At 28.9% G+C, this 20,733-nt stretch carries 13 protein-coding genes and 1 pseudogene; 12 read left to right on the forward strand and 2 right to left on the reverse strand.

From position 1 onward, the window contains the following. Nucleotides 1-101: 101 nt before the first annotated feature. From FAY47_RS17695 to FAY47_RS17750, 12 genes are all read left to right on the forward strand, one after another. Nucleotides 102-3,287: a C1 family peptidase gene (locus FAY47_RS17695; RefSeq protein WP_143318257.1), complete on the forward strand. Its 3,186-nt coding sequence runs from the start codon at nucleotides 102-104 to the stop codon at nucleotides 3,285-3,287. Between the two features lie 219 nt (nucleotides 3,288-3,506). After that, nucleotides 3,507-5,612 carry a metallophosphoesterase family protein gene (locus tag FAY47_RS17700; RefSeq protein ID WP_143318258.1) on the forward strand — a complete coding sequence of 702 codons (2,106 nt, stop codon included), beginning with the start codon at nucleotides 3,507-3,509 and terminating at the stop codon, nucleotides 5,610-5,612. Nucleotides 5,613-5,699: 87 nt separating this feature from the next. After that, nucleotides 5,700-6,869, forward strand: a complete 1,170-nt coding sequence (locus FAY47_RS17705) for a YibE/F family protein (protein WP_143318259.1) — start codon at nucleotides 5,700-5,702, stop codon at nucleotides 6,867-6,869. 391 nt (nucleotides 6,870-7,260) lie between these two features. Further along, on the forward strand, nucleotides 7,261-9,141 hold the full coding sequence (locus FAY47_RS17710) for a beta-glucoside-specific PTS transporter subunit IIABC (protein ID WP_143318260.1): 1,881 nt from the start codon (nucleotides 7,261-7,263) through the stop codon (nucleotides 9,139-9,141). Between the two features lie 141 nt (nucleotides 9,142-9,282). Beyond that, the gene (locus FAY47_RS17715) at nucleotides 9,283-10,722 is read left to right on the forward strand and encodes a 6-phospho-beta-glucosidase (protein ID WP_143318269.1); all 1,440 of its coding nucleotides are present in this window, start codon (nucleotides 9,283-9,285) and stop codon (nucleotides 10,720-10,722) included. A gap of 231 nt (nucleotides 10,723-10,953) precedes the next feature. Then, nucleotides 10,954-12,654 carry a right-handed parallel beta-helix repeat-containing protein gene (locus tag FAY47_RS17720; RefSeq protein ID WP_143318261.1) on the forward strand — a complete coding sequence of 567 codons (1,701 nt, stop codon included), beginning with the start codon at nucleotides 10,954-10,956 and terminating at the stop codon, nucleotides 12,652-12,654. A gap of 145 nt (nucleotides 12,655-12,799) precedes the next feature. Then, nucleotides 12,800-13,594 carry a dockerin type I domain-containing protein gene (locus FAY47_RS17725; protein WP_143318262.1) on the forward strand — a complete coding sequence of 265 codons (795 nt, stop codon included), beginning with the start codon at nucleotides 12,800-12,802 and terminating at the stop codon, nucleotides 13,592-13,594. A 229-nt stretch (nucleotides 13,595-13,823) separates the two neighbouring features. After that, on the forward strand, nucleotides 13,824-14,462 hold the full coding sequence (locus FAY47_RS17730; RefSeq protein WP_143318263.1) for a hypothetical protein: 639 nt from the start codon (nucleotides 13,824-13,826) through the stop codon (nucleotides 14,460-14,462). A gap of 19 nt (nucleotides 14,463-14,481) precedes the next feature. Next, nucleotides 14,482-14,820 carry a hypothetical protein gene (locus tag FAY47_RS17735; protein ID WP_143318264.1) on the forward strand — a complete coding sequence of 113 codons (339 nt, stop codon included), beginning with the start codon at nucleotides 14,482-14,484 and terminating at the stop codon, nucleotides 14,818-14,820. A 12-nt stretch (nucleotides 14,821-14,832) separates the two neighbouring features. Further along, on the forward strand, nucleotides 14,833-17,277 hold the full coding sequence (locus FAY47_RS17740) for a glutathionylspermidine synthase family protein (RefSeq protein WP_143318265.1): 2,445 nt from the start codon (nucleotides 14,833-14,835) through the stop codon (nucleotides 17,275-17,277). Further along, entirely contained in the window at nucleotides 17,274-17,729 is a 456-nt protein-coding gene (locus FAY47_RS17745; RefSeq protein WP_143318266.1) for a hypothetical protein, read from the forward strand. Before FAY47_RS17740 ends, FAY47_RS17745 begins: the two co-directional genes overlap by 4 nt. Nucleotides 17,730-17,746: 17 nt before the next feature. Further along, on the forward strand, nucleotides 17,747-18,196 hold the full coding sequence (locus tag FAY47_RS17750) for a hypothetical protein (RefSeq protein WP_143318267.1): 450 nt from the start codon (nucleotides 17,747-17,749) through the stop codon (nucleotides 18,194-18,196). Between the two features lie 45 nt (nucleotides 18,197-18,241). Here the strand turns inward: FAY47_RS17750 and FAY47_RS17755 are convergent, their stop codons facing one another. Next, entirely contained in the window at nucleotides 18,242-20,305 is a 2,064-nt protein-coding gene (locus FAY47_RS17755; RefSeq protein ID WP_143318268.1) for a bifunctional glycosyltransferase/class I SAM-dependent methyltransferase, read from the reverse strand. Nucleotides 20,306-20,524: 219 nt separating this feature from the next. Further along, nucleotides 20,525-20,733: pseudogene (gene eno, locus FAY47_RS17760) on the reverse strand (phosphopyruvate hydratase); the annotation flags it as partial.

Consider the following 20,733-nt stretch of genomic DNA (forward strand, 5'->3'; position numbering starts at 1 on the left):
AAAATTTAATTAAATTCGTATATTAATAGAAAAACTCTTTGGGTTAATAAATCAATATAGTATAATATGTAATAAAATGTTTAAAAACGGGGGAGAATTTAATGAGAAAGAAAATGGGTAATATTCTTCTTGCTTTTTGTTTATTTACTTCAATATTTCCTGGGAATATTCAAACAAAAGCAGTAGAAACTTCTAATGAGGAAAATAAGTATGGTTATGTAGATTCAAATATTAAAATATTTGAACAGCCGTCAAATACAATAAAGGCTACGGGCATTTTACCTAGCAGATTTGATTTAAGGGAAGAAGATGGTGTTACATCTATAAAAAATCAGAATCCATTTGGGACATGCTGGGCTTTTTCATCTATGTCATCAGTAGAAAGTAATTTAAAATATACAACAGGTAAAGAAGTGGATTTATCTGAAAGTAATTTAGTTGTGGATAGACTAGGAGTAAATGGCGTAGATAATGGAGGAAATTACTCAATGTCTACGAGTTATTTTGCAAATGGCACTGGACCTGTTTTAGAAAAAGATGATCCATACTTTGTTAGTGGACAAACTCCTGTAGATAGAGATGTTCCATCTTATTATAATGTTGATGATAGTTTGTTACTTCCATCAAGAGCCAGTTCATTAGATAACGACAAAATAAAGGAAACTATTATGAAGAATGGAGCTGTTGGAATAAGTTATTATGATTCAAGTTCCTATTTAGCTGATGATAAGGTTTCTTATTATTATAATAATGGTTCAAGTAGCAATCATGCTGTTACATTGGTTGGATGGGATGATAATTATCCTAAAGAAAAGTTTAAAAACATACCTTCAGGGAATGGAGCTTTTATAGTAAAGAATTCATGGGGAAGTAATTGGGGAGATGATGGATATTTCTATATTTCATATTATGATACCAGTTTAGGTTATGGATTAATATTTTCTGCTAAAAATATAGATTCAGTTAATGATGTGGACAATAGGTATTCTTATGGTAAATATTCTATAAATTACACTTATAATTCATCATATTTAAATGATCAATTTATGGCAAATGTAAATACTGCTAAGAATAATGAACTTTTAAGTGCTTTTTCTATATTTACTTTTTCAACAAATGCGCCTTATGAAGTTTATATTGATGAAAATTATACTGAAGCCAATTATCCAAATGGAGATATAAGCTACTTGCTAAATAAAAAGAGAAAAAGTGGAGTTCTAGAATATGCAGGACTTAATACCATTAAGCTTGATACCCCTATTGAGGTGCAGGGAGGCAAGAGATTTATGGTGGCGGTGAAGTATAAAGATATTGTGTCTCCATCCTTAGAATTTACAAGTGATGCTGGAAAAGATAATAGTTTTTTAATAACATATAATAAATTGACTAAAAAGGAATATGCAAATCCATTAACTGTTTATAGTTATAATAAAGCAGCGGAAATTGCTACGAGTATTAATGTAGATAAAACTTCATTAATGCTTAAAATTGGTGAAAAATCAAAAATAAATGCAAGTATAGTAGGGAATTTGTATACAAGTCAAGAGCTGAATTGGACAAGCTCAGATCATAAGGTTGCAGTAGTAGATGAAGATGGAGTAGTAACAGGTAGAGGTAATGGAAATACAGTAATGACTGTTAGTAACAGAAGTGGAAGCATAAAGAGAAGTATAAATGTTTCAATTAATACCAATCTTAGTGTGGTATCAAATTTTAATACTATAAATAAAGAAGAGAAGTATATATCATTTGATGACTCAATAAATGCTGGAATAGATTATTCAAAAATATCATTAAAAGATGCAAATGGCAATCCATTGCTTGCAACTACTAGAATTGATAATAGAAGGTTATATATAAAAGTGAATTCAAAGTATTTAGGAAATGCAACACTTTCAATACCTAAAAATGCCCTTGTAAATAAAGTAAATAAGGGTCTAGATAGTGACAAAAATTTAAGTATATCTGTAAATACATATTCTGATACGGATATTGTTACAGTTAGTTCTAAAGATGTATCTAAAGCCATAGCTAATGAACTTGGTAAAGCAGAGAATCAAATAACTAGTGGAGATTTAAGTAAAGTAACATCATTACATATTTATGGTGAGGATGTTGATTTTAAAGATATAGGATTATTAACTTCATTAAGCAATCTATATGTAACTTCAAATGGAGCATCTAAAAACTTAAAGGATTTAACTTATTTACAAAACCTAGAGTATGTGACTTTAAATAAAGTAAATATGATAAATTTAAAATATTTAAGTAACAACGTTGAATTGAAAGGACTCACAGTAAATAGTTGTAACTTATATACATTAGAAGGTATAGAAAAATTTACAAAGCTATATAATGCAGATCTTGGTGGTAACTATATCAAGGATATAAAAGGAATAGAAAATTTAATAAACCTTAGATATTTGGAGCTACAAAATAATCAAATAACAGACATAAGTTTAGTTAAAGGTTGTAAGGAATTAACATACTTATCTTTGTATAATAACAAAATCACCAGTCTTAATGGTATTGAGAGTTTGACAAATTTAGAAACAATAAATGCATCACGTAACTATATTAAAGATTTAAATCCATTAGAGAAATCTGTAAAACTTTATGAAATTAGTTTGGAATCCAACGAAATAGAAGATTTAACACCTATTAGAAACTTAAGCGATATAATTACAAGTACATATCCACCACATTTTTATGTAGGTATGAATCATATAAGTAGTGATTATCCGATTATGAAGTATTTAAAAGACACTAAAGGATGGGATGCTTTCAATGATGAACAGAGACCAGGTTTTTATGAAACTAAAGAGTTTCAAATTTCAACTAATAATATGAATAGCAAAAATGGTATAAGTTTAACATTCAACATAGATATAAGTGAGGATGTAAGTATAAGATTTTATAGATATAATAATAATTATGATCAAGTTGATGTGCCTTATACAGTTAGTGGGAATAAGATATTAATAGATAATAAGTTAGATGCAGAGTGGCAAGAAAATACTTATAGTTTGTTTTGCGATATTCAATATGTAGATGTAAATGGTGAGAGTAGGTCAATTTTCCGTTCTATCGATATGATAAAATCAGGTTTTTATACAGAAGACATAAACAAGGATAATGTTGTAAATATTACTGATTTAGCTGAAGTAGCAGCTCATTATAATGAGAAGGCAGTAGGTGAAATGGAAAGTTGGCAATATAATAAAGATCTTAATTTAGATGGAGCAATAGATATATATGATTTAGTTAGTATAGCTAGAGCTATATGAATAGTTTGATAAAGTAAGAACCATAGCGTAAGTTGTGGTTCTTTTTTTATAAGTAAGTATAGTGATCCTAATATAAATTTGTTGAAAATAATTTACATAATTTAACATGATGTTTATGTATTTATAACATTGCAGGGTTATTATTTAAAGAAAGTGAAATATTAGTTAATGTAGTGATTTTACTTGAAAATATATCTACCAAAATTAGGAGGAGTAAAAATGTTAAAAAGGAAAATAGCGGTTTTTTTATTAGGTACAACTATGATATTTACTACAAGTATTAATGCATTTGCATCAGCTACAGATGGATGGACAGAGGCAAGTCAAACATCTGCAGGAAAATATGATGGAGCATGGGATAAGTGGGTAAAAAGCTTTGAAAATGCGAAAGATCCCTTGGGAGTATCATTGACTCCAGGTAAAAATGCTAGCGAAATAAATTTTGCCTGGTACTCAAAAAATGCAGAATTAAATCCAAAGTTTAAGTTTGGAAAAAATCAGGATCTTAGCGATGCAAAAGAGATAGCTGTAAATACTGAGGAGGCTGTCAATGGATATAAGAGTAACAAAGTAACTGTAACAGGCCTTGAAAAGAATTCTGTATATTATTATAGTTACCAAGTAAGTGGCCTTTGGAGATCTGCTATTTCTTTTAAAACTCAAGATACAAAAAGTTTTAGTTTTTTATATGTGGGGGATCCGCAAATAGGGTCATCATCTTCCAATATTGCTACTGGGGCAACTGGAGAACAAGGCCAATATGCAGCAGTTATGAATGATAGTTTTAACTGGAATAATACTTTAAATACTGCCTTAAAGGTACATCCAAATATCAGTTTTATGGTTTCAGCAGGAGATCAAATTCAAACATCTAAGCCAAAAAGTAATGAGCAAGATATCGAATATGCTGGCTTTTTAAGACCAGATGTATTAAGATCATTGCCTGTTGCAACAACAATTGGTAATCATGATTCAAATAGTCCGAACTATTCTTATCATTTTAATAATCCCAATACATCTGATTTAGGCTTAACAAAAGCTGGTGGAGACTATTATTATTCATATGGAAATACACTATTTATTACTTTAAACACTAACAATAAAAATATGGCAGAACATAAGCAAGTTATAGAGAAAGCAATTAATGAAAATAAGGATGCTAAATGGCGTATAGTGACAATACATCATGATATTTATGGTTCAGGGGAACATTCAAATGAACCAGAAATTGTTAGTTTAAGATATAGTTTAATTCCTATATTAGAAGAAAATAAAATTGATGTAGTTTTAACAGGACATGATCATACTTATTCAAGATCTTTAATACTAAAAGGTGGAAAGGCAGATAACGCTAAAATCATGAATTCTACTGATTTTTATAAATATTATGATGATGAGATAGCTGGGAAAGATACGCCTAATGAATATAAAGAGTATTTAAAGAGCATTGAAGATCCGAATGCAGTACAAAATGTTAGGGAAGATGTAACTTATAAAAATGGAAATGTTGTAGATCCAAGCGGGATACTCTATATGACTGCTAACTCTGCATCAGGTAGCAAGTATTATGATTTGATACAACATCAACAATCTTATATAGCAGCAAGATGGCAGCAAGATATTCCAACTTACTCTAAAATAAGTGTTGATGAAGTAAGTTTTACAATAAATACTTATAGAACAGATAATGGAGAAAAGATAGATAATACTTTTTCAATTATAAAATCTATAGATAAAGCAAAACTAAATCAGTTAATAGCTATAGGAGATAATAAAGTTAGTAGTAAAGATAATTATACACCTTCAAGTTTTAGTAATCTAGAAAATCAACTAGTAGCTGCTAAAGGAATATCAAGTAAAGCTTCTGCTACTTCTAAGGAAATTGCTGATGCATATACTAACTTAAAAAACACCATAGATAATATTGAAGTTAAGGGTGATAAAACTGAACTTAAAGCATTAATAGATAAAGCAGAAACTCTATTAAATAGTGTAGCAGTAGGAACAGAAAAAGGACAATATCCAGTAGAAGCACAAGAAAGTTTAAGGGCAGCAATTGAGTTAGCTAAAGGCATTATGAATTCGCCTGATTCTAATCAATTAGCAGTAGATAATGCATTAAATAATTTAGATAAGGTATTAAATGATTTTAGCACAAAAGTTGTTAAAGATGCACCAGAGGTAAAAAGTTTAAATGTAAAAACTATAGGTAAGGTTAAAACCGGTGATGAAGCTAATGTTTATCCATTCATAGCAGTAGTATTTATAACCCTTGCTGGGCTAGTATATGGAATTAGAAGTAATAAACATAAAGAAGCAAGGTAAAAACTTTTACAAAATTGAGGCATGGTTATTATAAGGAGTATTTATGCACTCCTTATAATTTAAATATAGAAATAAAGGATGATAAATATGTTTTCTAAACTATTAAGTGACAGAAGAGCTATTATTAGAATAATGATTATAATGATATTAACCTTTGGGTTCTTTATATTTTTATATTTCTTTAATAAAGTAGATAAGCCTGAATTGATAAATCAGAAAGGCACTGAGTATGAGAAGGCTGTAGTTGAAGAGGTTCTAAAAGATAATATACAAGAAGATGGTTCACGTGTTGGAAATCAAGAAGTGAAGGTTAGAATGTTAAGTGGAAGTAAAAAAGGGGAGGTATTAAATGCTACAAGTGCATCAGGTTATCTTTATGGGGCTGGATGTAAGCAAAATATGAAGGTTATCGTTTCCTTAAGTACAGAAGGAAATGATTATGTGGCTTCGGTTTATAGTTATGATAGAGGAACCATTATTTATGCCTTTGTTCTATTATTTATGTTAATGCTTTGGGCAATTGGAGGGAAAAGGGGACTTAAATCTGCAATAGGACTTGTATTTACATTTGTTTGTATAGTTTTCTTATTTATACCAATGTTATATAAAGGATACTCACCATTCTTCGCAGCTGTTATTATAGGAATTTTAATTACTATAGTTACAATGTATTTAATAGCAGGCTTTAGTGTAAAAACAATATCATCTATTATGGGAACTATTTTAGGGGTAATTGCAGCAGGAGGAGCAGCAACATTATTTGGATACCTTGCCAAGATATCAGGATATAATGTAGCAGAAGTTGAGGAATTAGTATTTTTATCAACCAAAACCAATTTAAATGTGGGAGGAATATTATTTGCTGGAATACTTATAGCTTCATTAGGAGCTGTAATGGATGTTAGTATATCTATAGCATCTACTGTAAATGAAATTTATGATAAAAATAATAAATTAACTAGCAAGGAGCTTTTTATTTCAGGAATAAATGTAGGGAGAGACATGATGGGGACCATGGCTAACACTCTTATTTTAGCTTTTACAGGAGGAGCTATTAATACATTAATTTTAATATATTCCTATAGTATGAAATATAATCAAATTATTAATATGTATTCTATTGGAATTGAGATAATGCAAGGAATATCAGGAAGTATTGGGGTTATATTAACAGTGCCATTAGTATCGTTTATAACATCAAGACTTTTAAAGAGCAAATTTATTAAAATTCATAGTTATGATAAGTTAAGTGCTTAGAATTGGAGAGTAAAAAAATATAAGTAAAAATATTTTTATAAAAACTATTGACGATTATAAATAATGGGGATATAATAAAAACATAGATAACGCTTACATAAAGTGTTCATAAGAGTTTGGATTGTTACTGATTCGATCAGGCGATACCTTTGTTAATGAAAAGTGATTTTATTTATTCCTTTTTATTGATTAAGGTTTTTTTTATATCATAAATTTCTTAATGGATAAATGTAGCAATATATCTATAATAAATGAATAAATTTTGGATTGTTACTGGTAAAGCAGGCGAGACCATGATAGATAGAAGTTAAATATATTCTATCTGTTGAGGTTTCGCTTTTTTTATATACGAAATTATTATTATATTATTTATACAAAGGAGAGAGGAATTATGAAGTATGAAAGTTTAGCAAAAGACATTATAAAAAATGTCGGTGGCAAAGAAAACGTTAACAGTCTAACACATTGTATTACACGCTTACGTTTCAAATTAAAAGATGAGAGTAAAGCAAATACTGAAGTGCTTAAAAACATGGATGGAGTTGTAACTGTAGTAAAAAGTGGTGGACAATATCAAGTTGTTATTGGAAATCATGTACCAGATGTTTATGCAGATGTTGTTGCTATTGGTGGATTTGCAGCTGCTTCAGAAGGAGCTGAAGAAAAATTAAGTCCATTTAATAAATTTATAGATATTATTTCAGGAGTATTTACTCCAACACTTGGTGTGTTAAGTGCAACTGGTATGATTAAAGGCTTTAATGCTTTATTTGTAGCATTAGGACTTCTTAGTGATAAATCAGGAACATACCAAATTTTAAATGCAATAGGAGATTGTTTATTTTACTTCTTCCCAATATTCTTAGGGTTAACAGCAGCTAGAAAGTTTAAGGTTAATGAGTTTATTGGTATGGCAATCGGTGCAGTTTTAGTATATCCAAAGCTAACTGCACTAATGGCAGGAACACCACTTACTACATTGTTTGGTGGAAGCATAATTGAGTCACCCGTTTATGTAACTTTTTTAAATATTCCAGTTATATTAATGGATTATTCCTCAAGTGTTATTCCTATAATTCTTGCTGTATATGTAGGTGGAATAATTGAAAGATTTTTCAAGAAAATAATACCAGATGTTGTTAAAACATTCTTAGTTCCATTTTGCACATTACTTGTTGTTGCACCATTAACTCTTATCGTTATAGGACCTATAGCTACTTGGGCAGGTAAATTACTTGGAGCAGCTACAGTTGGAATTTATAATGTAAGTCCAATTATTGCAGGAATATTCTTAGGTGGATTCTGGCAAGTATTTGTTATCTTTGGATTACACTGGGGATTAGTTCCTGTAGCTATGAATAATATGGCAGTACTTGGTGGGGATCCTGTATTAGCATCTGTACTTGGAGCATCATTTGCACAAACAGGAGTAGTATTAGCGATCTTAATTAAAACAAAGAACAAGAAGTTAAAATCATTATCTATACCAGCAGTTATTTCAGGATTTTTCGGAGTTACAGAACCAGCTATATATGGAATTACATTACCTCGTAAGAAACCATTCATAATAAGCTGTATAGGAGCAGCAGTAGGTGGTGCCATTACAGGATTATTTGGAACTAAAACTCTTATGATGGGTGGCCTTGGAGTATTTGCTCTTCCAAGTTATATAGGGCCTAATGGATTAGATAAAGCATTTTATGGAGCAGTTATATCAATTTCAGTAAGTTTTGTGTTAGGATTTTTATTAATGATGTTTGCAGGATTTAAAGATGAAGGAGCAAAGGAAGAGCCTAAAAAAGAAAATTCATTAGTGAAACAAGAAATAGTCATAAGCCCATTAAAAGGAGAAGTTACACCTTTATCAGAAGTTAAAGATGAGGCGTTTTCAAAAGGAGCATTAGGCAAAGGGATTGCTATTAAACCAATAGAAGGCAAAATAATTGCACCAGTAGATGGAGTTTTAACAACTCTTTTCCCAACTTGTCATGCACTTGGAATTACAAGTGATAATGGAGCAGAAATATTAATTCATATTGGAATGGACACAGTTCAATTAGAAGGTAAGCATTTTACTCCTAAAGCAAAGCAAGGAGATATAGTAAAAGCTGGGCAAGTTATATTAGAATTTGATATAAAAGCTATAGAAAAAGAAGGTTATTCAACAATAACGCCTATAGTTGTAACTAATTCAGATAATTACTTAGATATTATTGAAACAGATAAAAAGTCTATTGATTATAAAGAAGATTTATTAACTGTAATGATTTAATAATATAAATAGAAAAGATAAATATTTAAGCAAAATTAATAAAATCCATAGGATTTCTTATATAGGAAGTCCTATGGATTAAAAACATAATTTTTGAAATCAACAATGTATGTATGATTTTTTAGGAGGTATAATTTTATGATGAAAAATGCAAATAAATTACCAAAAGGATTTTTATGGGGAGGAGCTACTGCTGCTAACCAGTGTGAAGGTGGATATTTAGAAGGTAATAAAGGTTTGTCTACAGTTGATGTAATGCCATCAGGAAAGGATCGTTTTCCAGTAGGAATGGGCAAGCTTAAAATGTTAGAGTGTGATAAGGAGCATTATTATCCAAGCCATGAAGCTATAGATTTTTATCACAGATATAAAGAAGATATAGCTTTATTTGGAGAGATGGGATTTAAATGTTTCCGTCTTTCATTATCATGGGCTCGTATTTTTCCAAATGGAGATGATATTGAACCAAATGAAGAAGGATTAAAATTTTATGATGATGTATTTGATGAATGCTTAAAATATGGAATTGAACCATTGGTAACTATAACTCATTTTGATGTTCCAATGCATTTAGTAAAGACTATCGGTTCTTGGAGAAGTCGTAAAATGGTAGATTATTATGAAAGGTTATGTGAAGTAATATTTAATAGATATAAAAATAAGGTAAAGTATTGGCTTACATTTAATGAAATTAATATGCTATTACATTTGCCATTCATAGGAGCAGGTTTAGTTTTTGAAGAAGGTGAAAATGAAGTAGCAGTAAAGTATCAGGCAGCACATCATCAATTGATTGCAAGTGCTAAAGCAACCCAAATAGCACGTAAGATTAATCCGGAATTTAAAATAGGATGTATGTTAGCAGCTGGAAATACATATGCCAATACATGTGCACCAGAAGATGTATGGAGGTCAATGGAGAAGGATAGAGAAAATTATTTCTTTATAGACGTTCAGTCTCGTGGGGAATATCCTAACTATGCAAAGAAGATGTTAGAAAAATTAAATATAAATTTAGAAATGGAAGCTGGAGATGAAGAAATTCTAAGAAATAATACAGTTGATTTTATATCTTTTAGTTACTATTCTTCTAGATTAACTAGTGCGGATCCAAAAGTTATTGGAGAAACAGAAGGAAATGTATTTGCTACATTAAAGAATCCATATTTAAAGGCAAGTGAATGGGGATGGCAAATTGATCCATTAGGACTTAGAATTACAATGAATTCACTATATGATCGTTATCAAAAACCATTATTTATTGTTGAAAATGGACTAGGTGCTGTGGATAACCCAGATGAAAATGGTTATGTAGAAGATGATTATCGTATAGATTATTTAAAAGAACATATAAAAGCAATGAAGGACGCAGTAAACGAAGATGGAGTGGAACTTATGGGATATACACCTTGGGGATGTATAGATTTAGTAAGTGCATCAACAGGAGAAATGAAGAAACGTTATGGATTTATTTATGTAGATAAAGATAATGAAGGAAATGGGACTTTGAAAAGATCGAAAAAGAAGAGTTTTGAATGGTATAAGAAGGTTATAAATACAAATGGAGAAGATTTAGAGTAAAAATAATTTAAGTTATTAAACCTTAACAATGTAGATAGAGGCGTTGTTAAGGTTTTTTTGTGAAAATAATTAGCTCAATTGGAATAATATTGTCATTCTATATTGACAATATTTATATTATTTGTGACAATTATAATACCATTAACATATTAATTTGGTTAAATATAAATAGAACTGTGAAAATTTGGTTGTGCTTAATATATATAATAAGAATAAGAAAGGAGTGGGGAAATGGGAAAACGATTGAAGAAGAACTTTCAATTAAAAAAAGTTTCAGAAGGTATAATAGTAACTACCTTGGTGTCTGCAATTATTATGACTCCTTTAGTACATGCAAGTGCTTCGGTTTATAGTACAAGCTCTTCATTGATGGAAGTAATGGGAAATGTTAATCCTACAGTTTCTATATTAGATAGTAAAGGATGGTTAGAATCAGCTAATGTTAAATGGGCTCCTGTGGAGGGGGCTACAGGATATAATGTTTATTATAAATTAGCAAATGATATAGACTCTGAGTATAAACTAATAGAAAATAAGTTAGTTAGACAATATAAAACATATTTAAGAGCAGATATTTTAGGCCTTTCAGAAGGAAACTATTTAATAAAAATAGTGCCTATAATAAATAACGAAGAAGTAACCTCAAAGGAGGAAATTACACAAAGTATTAAGGTAAAAGCAAATACTAGGGAAGGTTTTGCTTTTTCTTTAGAGTCACCAATGAGGACAGGCTCTGGAGGATATAATAATGACGGTACTGTAGCAAGAGATGCTCAAATAATATATATTACAAAAGATACAGTAAATACAGTGGAAGCAGACGTTATAGCAAATAAAGAAGGAACAAGAGTTACTTGTACAGGACTTGTTGATATTTTAGCAAAACGTCAAAAAGGTTATGATAAAAGGCCACTTATTATTCGTATGATAGGAGAAGTAAAGTCATCTGATATTGATAGTCTTAATAGCAATGGATACTTGCAATTAAAAGGTTGTTATAATGTTACATTTGAAGGGGTAGGAGAAGATGCTACAGCTTATGGATGGGGAATTCTTGTTAGAGATGCTCACAATGTAGAAATAAGAAATGTTGGTTTTATGATGTTCCCAGATGATGCTATTTCACTTGACACAGACAATGAGAATATTTGGATACATAATAATGATATTTTTTATGGAGCAGAAGGAAGTGATAATGATCAAGAGAAAGGTGACGGATCTAGTGATGTGAAAAAATCAGATTATGTTACAATTTCATATAATCACTACTATGATTCTGGAAAGTGCTCACTTTGTGGAATGAATGATACAGAAGATTTCCATGTAACATATCATCACAATTGGTTTGATCATTCAGATTCAAGACATCCACGTATAAGAGTTGGTACAGTTCATGTATATAATAACTATTTTGATGGTAATTCAAAATATGGAGTTGGAGTTACTAAAGGCTCATCTGCTTTTGTTGAAGCTAATTATTTTAGAAATTGTAAATATCCAATGTTAACATCTTTGCAAGGGACTGATATTTATAACAAGGCAAGAGGAAATTTTTCAGGTGAAGAAGGGGGCATGATTAAGGCATATAACAATAAGGTAGAAGGTGCTGAAAGACTTGTTTATGCTAATGATAATTCTAAGGAATTTGATGCTTACTTGGCAACGACAAGAAATGAGGCGGTAACAAGTGCCTTTAAGTCTGTAAATGGGAAAAATACTTATAATAATTTTGATACAAGTGCAGCTATGTATGACTATGCACCAGATGCGCCAGAAGATGTAGAAGGGAATGTTACCACTTATGCAGGAAGAGTCAATGGTGGAGATTTTACATGGGTTTTTACAAAATATGATGATTCTGATTACAATGTAAATAGTGCTTTACTTGATAAAATTAAAAATTATAAATCAGATTTAGTATCTGATCGATAAGAATCTTTTAGAAAATAACAGGTTTTTCAATTTAACAACATACCCTATATATTTACAAAAATTGATTTAAACTCATATATAGTATATAATTAACTTTAAGGAAAATGTTGATTATAGATACATATTATGGGTGGGGGAGTTATTTATGAAGAAAAAGCTTATTGCATTTATTGCAACATTAGTATGCAGTGCTGTACTTGTAAGTCCTATTAGCACTTGTGCAAAAACAGCAAATTTTTTACCTGGGGACGTTAATGGGGATGGTCTTGTAAATGTGGATGATTTATCATTATTAAATAGATATTTAAATGCTGATGATGATATTGATTTAGTTTATGATAATGGAGATATTAATGAAGATAGCAATATAGATAATAATGATTTAACCATTTTACAAACTAAAGTTATTACAAAAATAAAAGGTGATGTAGATGGAAATGGTATTGTTAATATTGATGATGCTAATCGTTTAAAGAAATATCTAGTTGGTACAAAGGTGGAATTTGTAAAAGAAAATACAGATTTTAATGGAGATAATTCTATAGATATTTTAGACTTACAGCTTTTATATGAAAAACTTAATACTAATATAAAAGGTGATGTAAATGGTGATGGCGTTCTTGATACAGATGATTATATGCTTTTGAAAGAGTATATTACTGGAAAGGAGAAGTCAATAGTACAAAAAAATGGGAACTTAAATGGTGATGATGTCATAAATGTTGCGGATTTGGTGGAGCTAAATGAAAAGCTTACTACCAATATAAAAGGTGATGTTAATGGTGATGGAGTTGTTAATGAGAAAGATATTAATAATTTAAAGGCATACCTTATGGATTCTGATGTGAAAATAGTGAACGAAAATTCAGATCTAAATGGTGATGGAGCAATTGATATTTCAGATTTAATTGGTTTGAATAAAATAATTTATAAAGAATAATATTATAATAAAATATACTTGCTTTGAGAATGTAGTTGGATTTTTATAAAATTGCTACATTCTTTTTTTATAGAATCAGCAGAAAATACTTGGAATTAAGAAGGTTTAAAAAAAATATTCATGGCAAGTTAGAATGAATTTTCGAAATATATGTAAAACATTGAAAAGTATGCTATAATATTCTTCATATATTTTAATAAATTCATGTAAAGGAAAGTGATGAATAATATTGGATAGATTGATAGAAAGCTATGATAACTGGCGTAAAAACAGCAGCATTTTTGAATGTTATGTAAAAAGTACAACATTAGCATCATTATCAACAGTAGATTTAGAAAAAGTAGATATTACAAAGTGCAAGGATATTAAAGAAGAAAATAAAGAGAGCTTTAAATTACTAGAGGCTAAGATAAAAACTAGTTTAGATAATGTATTAATAATTAGTGATCTTGAGGCAGAAGAGAATCTGGATTTTAGCATAATGCTAAATAATAATTTAAGTATAAAGCCTATTTTATCAATTAATCATATAGCTCATAATTATGGATTAATAGGTAACAATGTAATTCATAATAAATTGGTGAATTATTCCTTGAAGTTCAAGGATATAGAAGAAGTAAAAGGATATTGCTTTATTTTAGATAATGGAAGATATAAAGATAATGATGATTATTTAGATCCTCTTGTCTTTAATAATCAATATGAAGTAACTGAGGAAGAATTACCACATAGCGAAGTTTTGAAAATGATGAATATAGACAGCTTAATGTTCATATATAGAAACAGAATTAAAGAAGATATACAAAAATACTTAGACTATTTAAAGGGAGAAAAAATAAATATAGTTTTTATTGATTTAGAAAGTTAGAAATATAGGGGTGGTAAAAATGAAGAATAAAAAAGTTCTATCTTTAACTATGGCTACAGTTATGGCTATTAGCGGGGGTGCTGTATTAACAGGCTGTGGCAATGCAAAATATAATAATTTCAAAGAAGTTGTAAAAGAACAAGATAAAGAAGATCAAGAAGCACAAAATAATAATATCTTTAGAGGAGGATATATGGGACATTCATTTTTCTATTTACCTGGTAGTGGTAATTCTCATTTTGATTCTTCAACAAGTTCTGGATGGAAAAGTTGGTCAAGCAAACCTTCTAGTGCATCTTCTGTAGTATCTTCAGATGGCAGTTATAGTTCATCAAAATCTACTAGCTTTACAGGTTAGGAGATAGATAAATTGGATAATAAATTTATTAATGAACTTTTATTTAAATATCATATGGTCCACTCGACAAGGAATCATGATATTTTCACTAAAGAGCCCTTTTATTTAGAAGATAAGTATCATAATATTTTTAATGAGACATCTACTAAAATAAATAATCTTGTTAATAGAATTATAGAAGGAATTAATGGAGAGTTCAATGATTTAGTTCCTTATATACCAGAGTTTCCTTATAAAGAAGAAATATTGGCACTTAAAAATCCTCTAGCACCTTTACTTTGGACAAGATATGATGGATTTGTAAAAGACGATGGTTCAGGAGTGTTTTATAGTGAATTAAACTATGATAAGCCTTGTGCACAAAGAGAAATAATGGTAATGGAATCTCTAGTTAACAGTAAGGAGAATATAAATATAGGATTTATAGAAAAACTTAAAAATAACTTCTATAGTATATGCAATGATTATTTTAAAGATAAGGATAAGCTTACTATAGCTCTTCTAAGCTCATCTTCGAGAGCAGAAGAAACTCATCTAATGATGTTATTTAAAGAATTATTTCAAAATGAAAATTTTAAGTTTGTAATATGTAATAATACTAATTTTCAATATATTGATAATTCTATATATTCTTTTGAGAAAAAGATTGATGTAATATTAAGGTTATATCCTACTGAATACTTTAAGGAAGTAAGTTGCTTTTCTGAAATGCTAAGGTTATTTGAAAATGGAAAGCTGCTACTATTGAATGATCCGAGGGTGATTATTGGGCAATGCAAAAATCTTTATAGTTATCTTTGGAAGTTGGTAAAAGAAAAAGATTCTAGGTTGTCTGAAAGTGAGGTAGACGTAATAAATAAAAGTTTGCCTTATACTGAATTATTAAATATAGATAATATACAAAAGGCTGTTGAAGATAAGGATAGATGGGTGATAAAGCCTGTATATGGAAGGTATAGTATAGATGTGTTTATTGGTGAATTGTATTCACAAGAAGAGTGGAAACAATGTATTGATTATGTGATTGAAGCTTTGAAAAGTGGAAAATCTTTCATTTTGCAAAAGTTTTGTAAAATCAGAGAGGATATGGCTCCATACAGCAATGGTATTTTCACAAAGAGGGTAGAAGCTTTTGCTAATTTAGGGATTTTTATATCTATAAAAGATTATATAGGAACCTGTGTTAGGTTTAATCCTTCTTACTTAACAGAAGAGGAGAATACATGGATAACCCCTATTTTGAATAAAAAAGAATGTTTTAAAACTATTAATACAAATATAGATTATAGAAAGTTTACTAGTTCTCTAATTAGATTTGGATTTTGTGGCAGTTATTGCAGGATTTCTGAATATATCAAAACCAGTCCTTTAGTATTAAATAAAAGCAAATATGAAGAATTGAAAAGTCTTACAAATGAAATAGCTTTAATATTTAAAAAAGTTCAAAGCTTTGTAGGAGATAACATTTCTATTTATAAAGATGCATTTAATTTAGAATACTTAGAAAAAGTGATTAAGAATTCAAATACTGAAGAACTTTGTTTACTTGGAAGAATGGATTGGATTTTAGATACAAATGGAGTATGGAAAGTACTTGAAATTAATTCAGAAACTCCAGCTGGTATATGTGAAACAATGTATATTTCAGAAGAGTTACTAAAAGAAGTTAAGATATCTAACTTACAGAACATTAATAGTGAATTTAAAGAAAAAGTATTAAAACAAGTTAATAAGATGATAGATGAATATTCTAAGGTGAAAAGAATAGAGAAAATTGCTATTGTAGGAAGTTTATATTATGAAGATTGGTATACTATCAATACTATAAAGAATATCTTATCAGAGCTTAATGGTATTACTATAACTTTAGGGAATATTTATGATCTAAAGGTTAGTGAAAAAGGAGGGGTATCTTTGTATGGTGAGAAAGTTGATGCCATTTTTAGATACTATCCTTTAGATTGGTTAGAGTACAAAGAAACAGAAGATTTAGCAAGGTTAAAGTATGCTTTAGAAAGTAATAATGTAATCTCTCTAAATAATACTAGTAGCATTATATCTCAAAACAAGATGTTTTTTGCTTTAATTTACGAACTTCTAAAATTCAATTTCTTTAATGAAAAAGAAGCCTTACTCATAGAAAAGCATATACCATATACAACTTTAGAAGCAAGTGAAATGAGAACAAATGATTTTGTAGTAAAACCAATCTTATCTAGAGAGGGGAAGGGGATCACCTTGTCTAGAAATATTATAAATATAGATGAGTTTAATGAAGGTTATATATTTCAGGAATATATATTTTCAGAGACGAGTGATAATAGGTATCCAGTGTTTGGTACGTATTTATGTGGAACTGAATTTGCAGGAATATATACCAGAGTTGGTACAGAGATAACAGATGTGAACTGTATGTACACACCTACTTATGTAGAAATGGAGGATGGGGAAATATGATGCTAAACAAAAATACATCAAATAAGAAGAAGTATATTATAATTTGTGTGATTGTGATCCTAGTAGGTATTGTAGTCTATGGTGTTTATAAAGATAAGAAAAGTGAAGCTTTAGAGTTACCTCCTTATACAGAGGAGTATAAAGGAGAAGCAAATTTGGTTGATGTTGAGGGGTTTATGTTTTCAGAATTATATAATAGTTCAAAAGATAAGACATACTATCGTTTTAAGATAAACCAGGACAATAAAGAGTCCGTTGACATTGAAGTAACAGATCTTGATTGTACTACAAATTATGCAGATAATACAGATGTAGATTATAAGGATAAGTTAGGAAAAGTATATTTTTTTGAGAGAACTTATAAATTAAGTGATTCAGAAACTATTAAAAGAAATGTTTATAAGGTATATGTTCTTAAAGACAAGGTAAAAGAAGTTTCTATAAATGATTAAAGGAAAGGGGAAAATTTATGATTAATATAAAAAGTTTAAATGATTCAAATTCACAAATTGAAATTTTAAATATGGTATCAGAGGTGAATATATTTATGACACTATCTGATTATGATAAATCTAATCCAGAGGTAACAGCAGAGTGCAACTCATATAATTGTGTAAAATTAATGGATAATACTTTGCTCTACGTAAGTGAAGAATATAAACACTATATAAATTTAAAATATGTAATGGCAATAACATTAAAAAAGTACAATAATGGTTATGAAATTAATAGTGAAACAGCTTACCTATATGATACTTTAGCTAATTATAATTCAGAAAAGGCTATTGAGTTAACTTACTATGGGGAAGTAAAAGAATATTATAGCGGAACAGATAAGTACCTCATATTAGAGGATAATGAATATTTTCATATAATTAATGTAAGTAAATTAGGAGCAGTAGTTGTGAAAAATAATTAGAATAAGGAAACCTACGATAAACAAAATCGTAGGTTTTTTAAACATTTAGGCAAGTTGATTAATAAGAAAAGCTTTTAATTCTTCTATATTATCATTGCTTTTATCTAGAGAATTTATATATTCTAATGCAAGTTTATGTTCTTTTGCTAGGCTTAAAGCACAAGCCAAGTTATAAACTATTTCTAAATCTTTAGGATCTAACTTGTAGGCTTTTTCCAAGAGAGGTATTACATAGCCTTCTAATCCACATTCAAAACACTTGATTCCTAGAGAGTTTAATATTTTACTTTTTAATATTGTATTTTTTTCAACAGCTTCGATAATGTATTCAAAGCTTATATTTTCAATTCTAATCAAATCGATAAGTTTAGTTAATATCTTGTTGTTATCAGAATTTATATCCAATTTTCGTAAGAAAAAGTTAACTTCGTTTCTTAAGTTTTGTGCTTTTTCTAGTAACTCATTGGCCTTATCATAATTTTGAGCTTTAACTATATATTGATAGGTAGTTAATTCTCCTTTTATAGTTTCTTTTTTACTAGATATACTGCTTATCTTTTCTATAAAATCAATATCTTCATTATTTTGTGGTGCATTATTAACGGAATATATTGATAGATTATTGTATTGTGCCTTTGTGAATAAAGTTTGTATTTCATTTAATGTAAAGAATCTTAAATGAGTTCTATCTAAAATTCCGGCATCTGTATAAGTCCAATTACCATTAATTAAATCTTTTAGTACTGTATAGTTTAAGACATTTGGTATGCTAGCTAAAATATATCCGTTGCTTTTTAAATATTTTTTTGCAGTTTCTAATGTTCTCAATGGATCATTTAAATGTTCTAAAACATCTGCAAAAATAATATAATCAAAAAAACCTTCATCATAATTAAGAGAAGAAGTTTCAACATTTTCAGCTGTAACGGTAGCGAAAGTTTTTGCTATTTCAGCAGCATTATCATTAAGTTCAATACCATAAAGATTGGCATTAGGATATTTATTTTTTATTTCTAATAGGGTAGCGCCGCAAGCGCATCCAATTTCAAGGACATTAATACTTGTATCAGCAGGCTTATCTAAAAGTCCTATTATCTCATTTCTTATAAGGAGAGAATAAAAAGGATTAAATCCCCACTTTGTTTTAAATTTATTTTCATTAGTTTTAAATATATCTAGTGATACTTGGGAGTTTGTAACACCTAAATTTAATACAAAACTATCTTTACAAAGGATATTCTTATGACCAGATTTTAGCACCCTTAAAGAAATATCATCATCTTCAAAATTCCTAGGATTAAATTGTTCATCAAATAATCCTATTTTGTTTAAAACAGTTCTTTTAAGGAATAGAGCATATCCAACTAACTTTAATCTAAAATCATGCTGGTTATCATTTGGGATGTTGCATGTTAATGAATAATTAATATATTCAGAGATATCATTAAACCCTTCTGGTATTGCTTGATAATATCCAACATTATTACTAACTGGACTAACAGCACCTATTGAGTTTTCAGAGTATAATGCCATTCTCAAATTAAATATTGAGTTTGGAAGTACCATGACATCATTATTTAACACAAATATATCATTAGTTTCTTTAGCAAGATTTATTCCTTGATTATATCCAGCAGGAATTCCTTTATTTTCACTGTTAAGTATATATTTTATACTTTCTTCAGACTTAAACCATTCAGATGTACCATCACTAGAGTTGTTATCTATTATAATAATTTCATAGTTGTCCAAAGTATTATATTTTTTTATGCTATCAATGCAGTTCTTTGAATATTCTAAGTTATTATTTGTTATTATAATAATTGAAAAGTCACTTACTGAAATTGCGTTAAGATCTTTTAACTTATTGATTTCTAATAGAATATTATCTTTAGATTCATTAGTTTTACAATAATTCAATGCGTTTTCAAAGCATAAATATGCGCAATTATAATTTTTCTTTCCAGCATAAGCTAAACCCATATAAAAATATAAGTCACTGTCATAAAGATCAATTGCAAGAGCATTCTTTATGTTTTCTATGGCTAAATCAAATAAAGATTTATTCAAATTTGCAAATACGACATTTTTTAATTCTTGTAGTTTCATGTGTACCTCACTTTATTTTCAAAAATTTAGTTGATTAAATTATTATCGTGATTTTTTGCTGAAACTTAAGTTGGGGATTTAAGGAAAATTTTGTAGTGAATGTTTTTTTGAATAAATTGAGTTAGAAATGATTAACTAAAAAGAACCGTATGTTTATTAATAAAAGATATTAAAAATAGAAAACTACTAAGACAATATATTGTCTTAGTAGTAGCCTTGTTATCTAATACTGAAGAAAGCTTTTCTTCCTCTATATTCAGCAACACTTTCTAGTTCTTCTTCTATTCTTATTAATTGATTATACTTAGCAACTCTTTCGCTTCTTGCTGGAGCTCCTGTTTTTATTTGTCCTGCATTTACTGCTACTACAAGATCTGCTATAGTTGTATCTTCTGTTTCTCCTGATCTATGTGATACTACTGCTGTAT

This window comes from Clostridium sp. HBUAS56017 (assembly GCF_007115085.1).
GTDB lineage: Bacteria > Bacillota > Clostridia > Clostridiales > Clostridiaceae > Clostridium > Clostridium cibarium.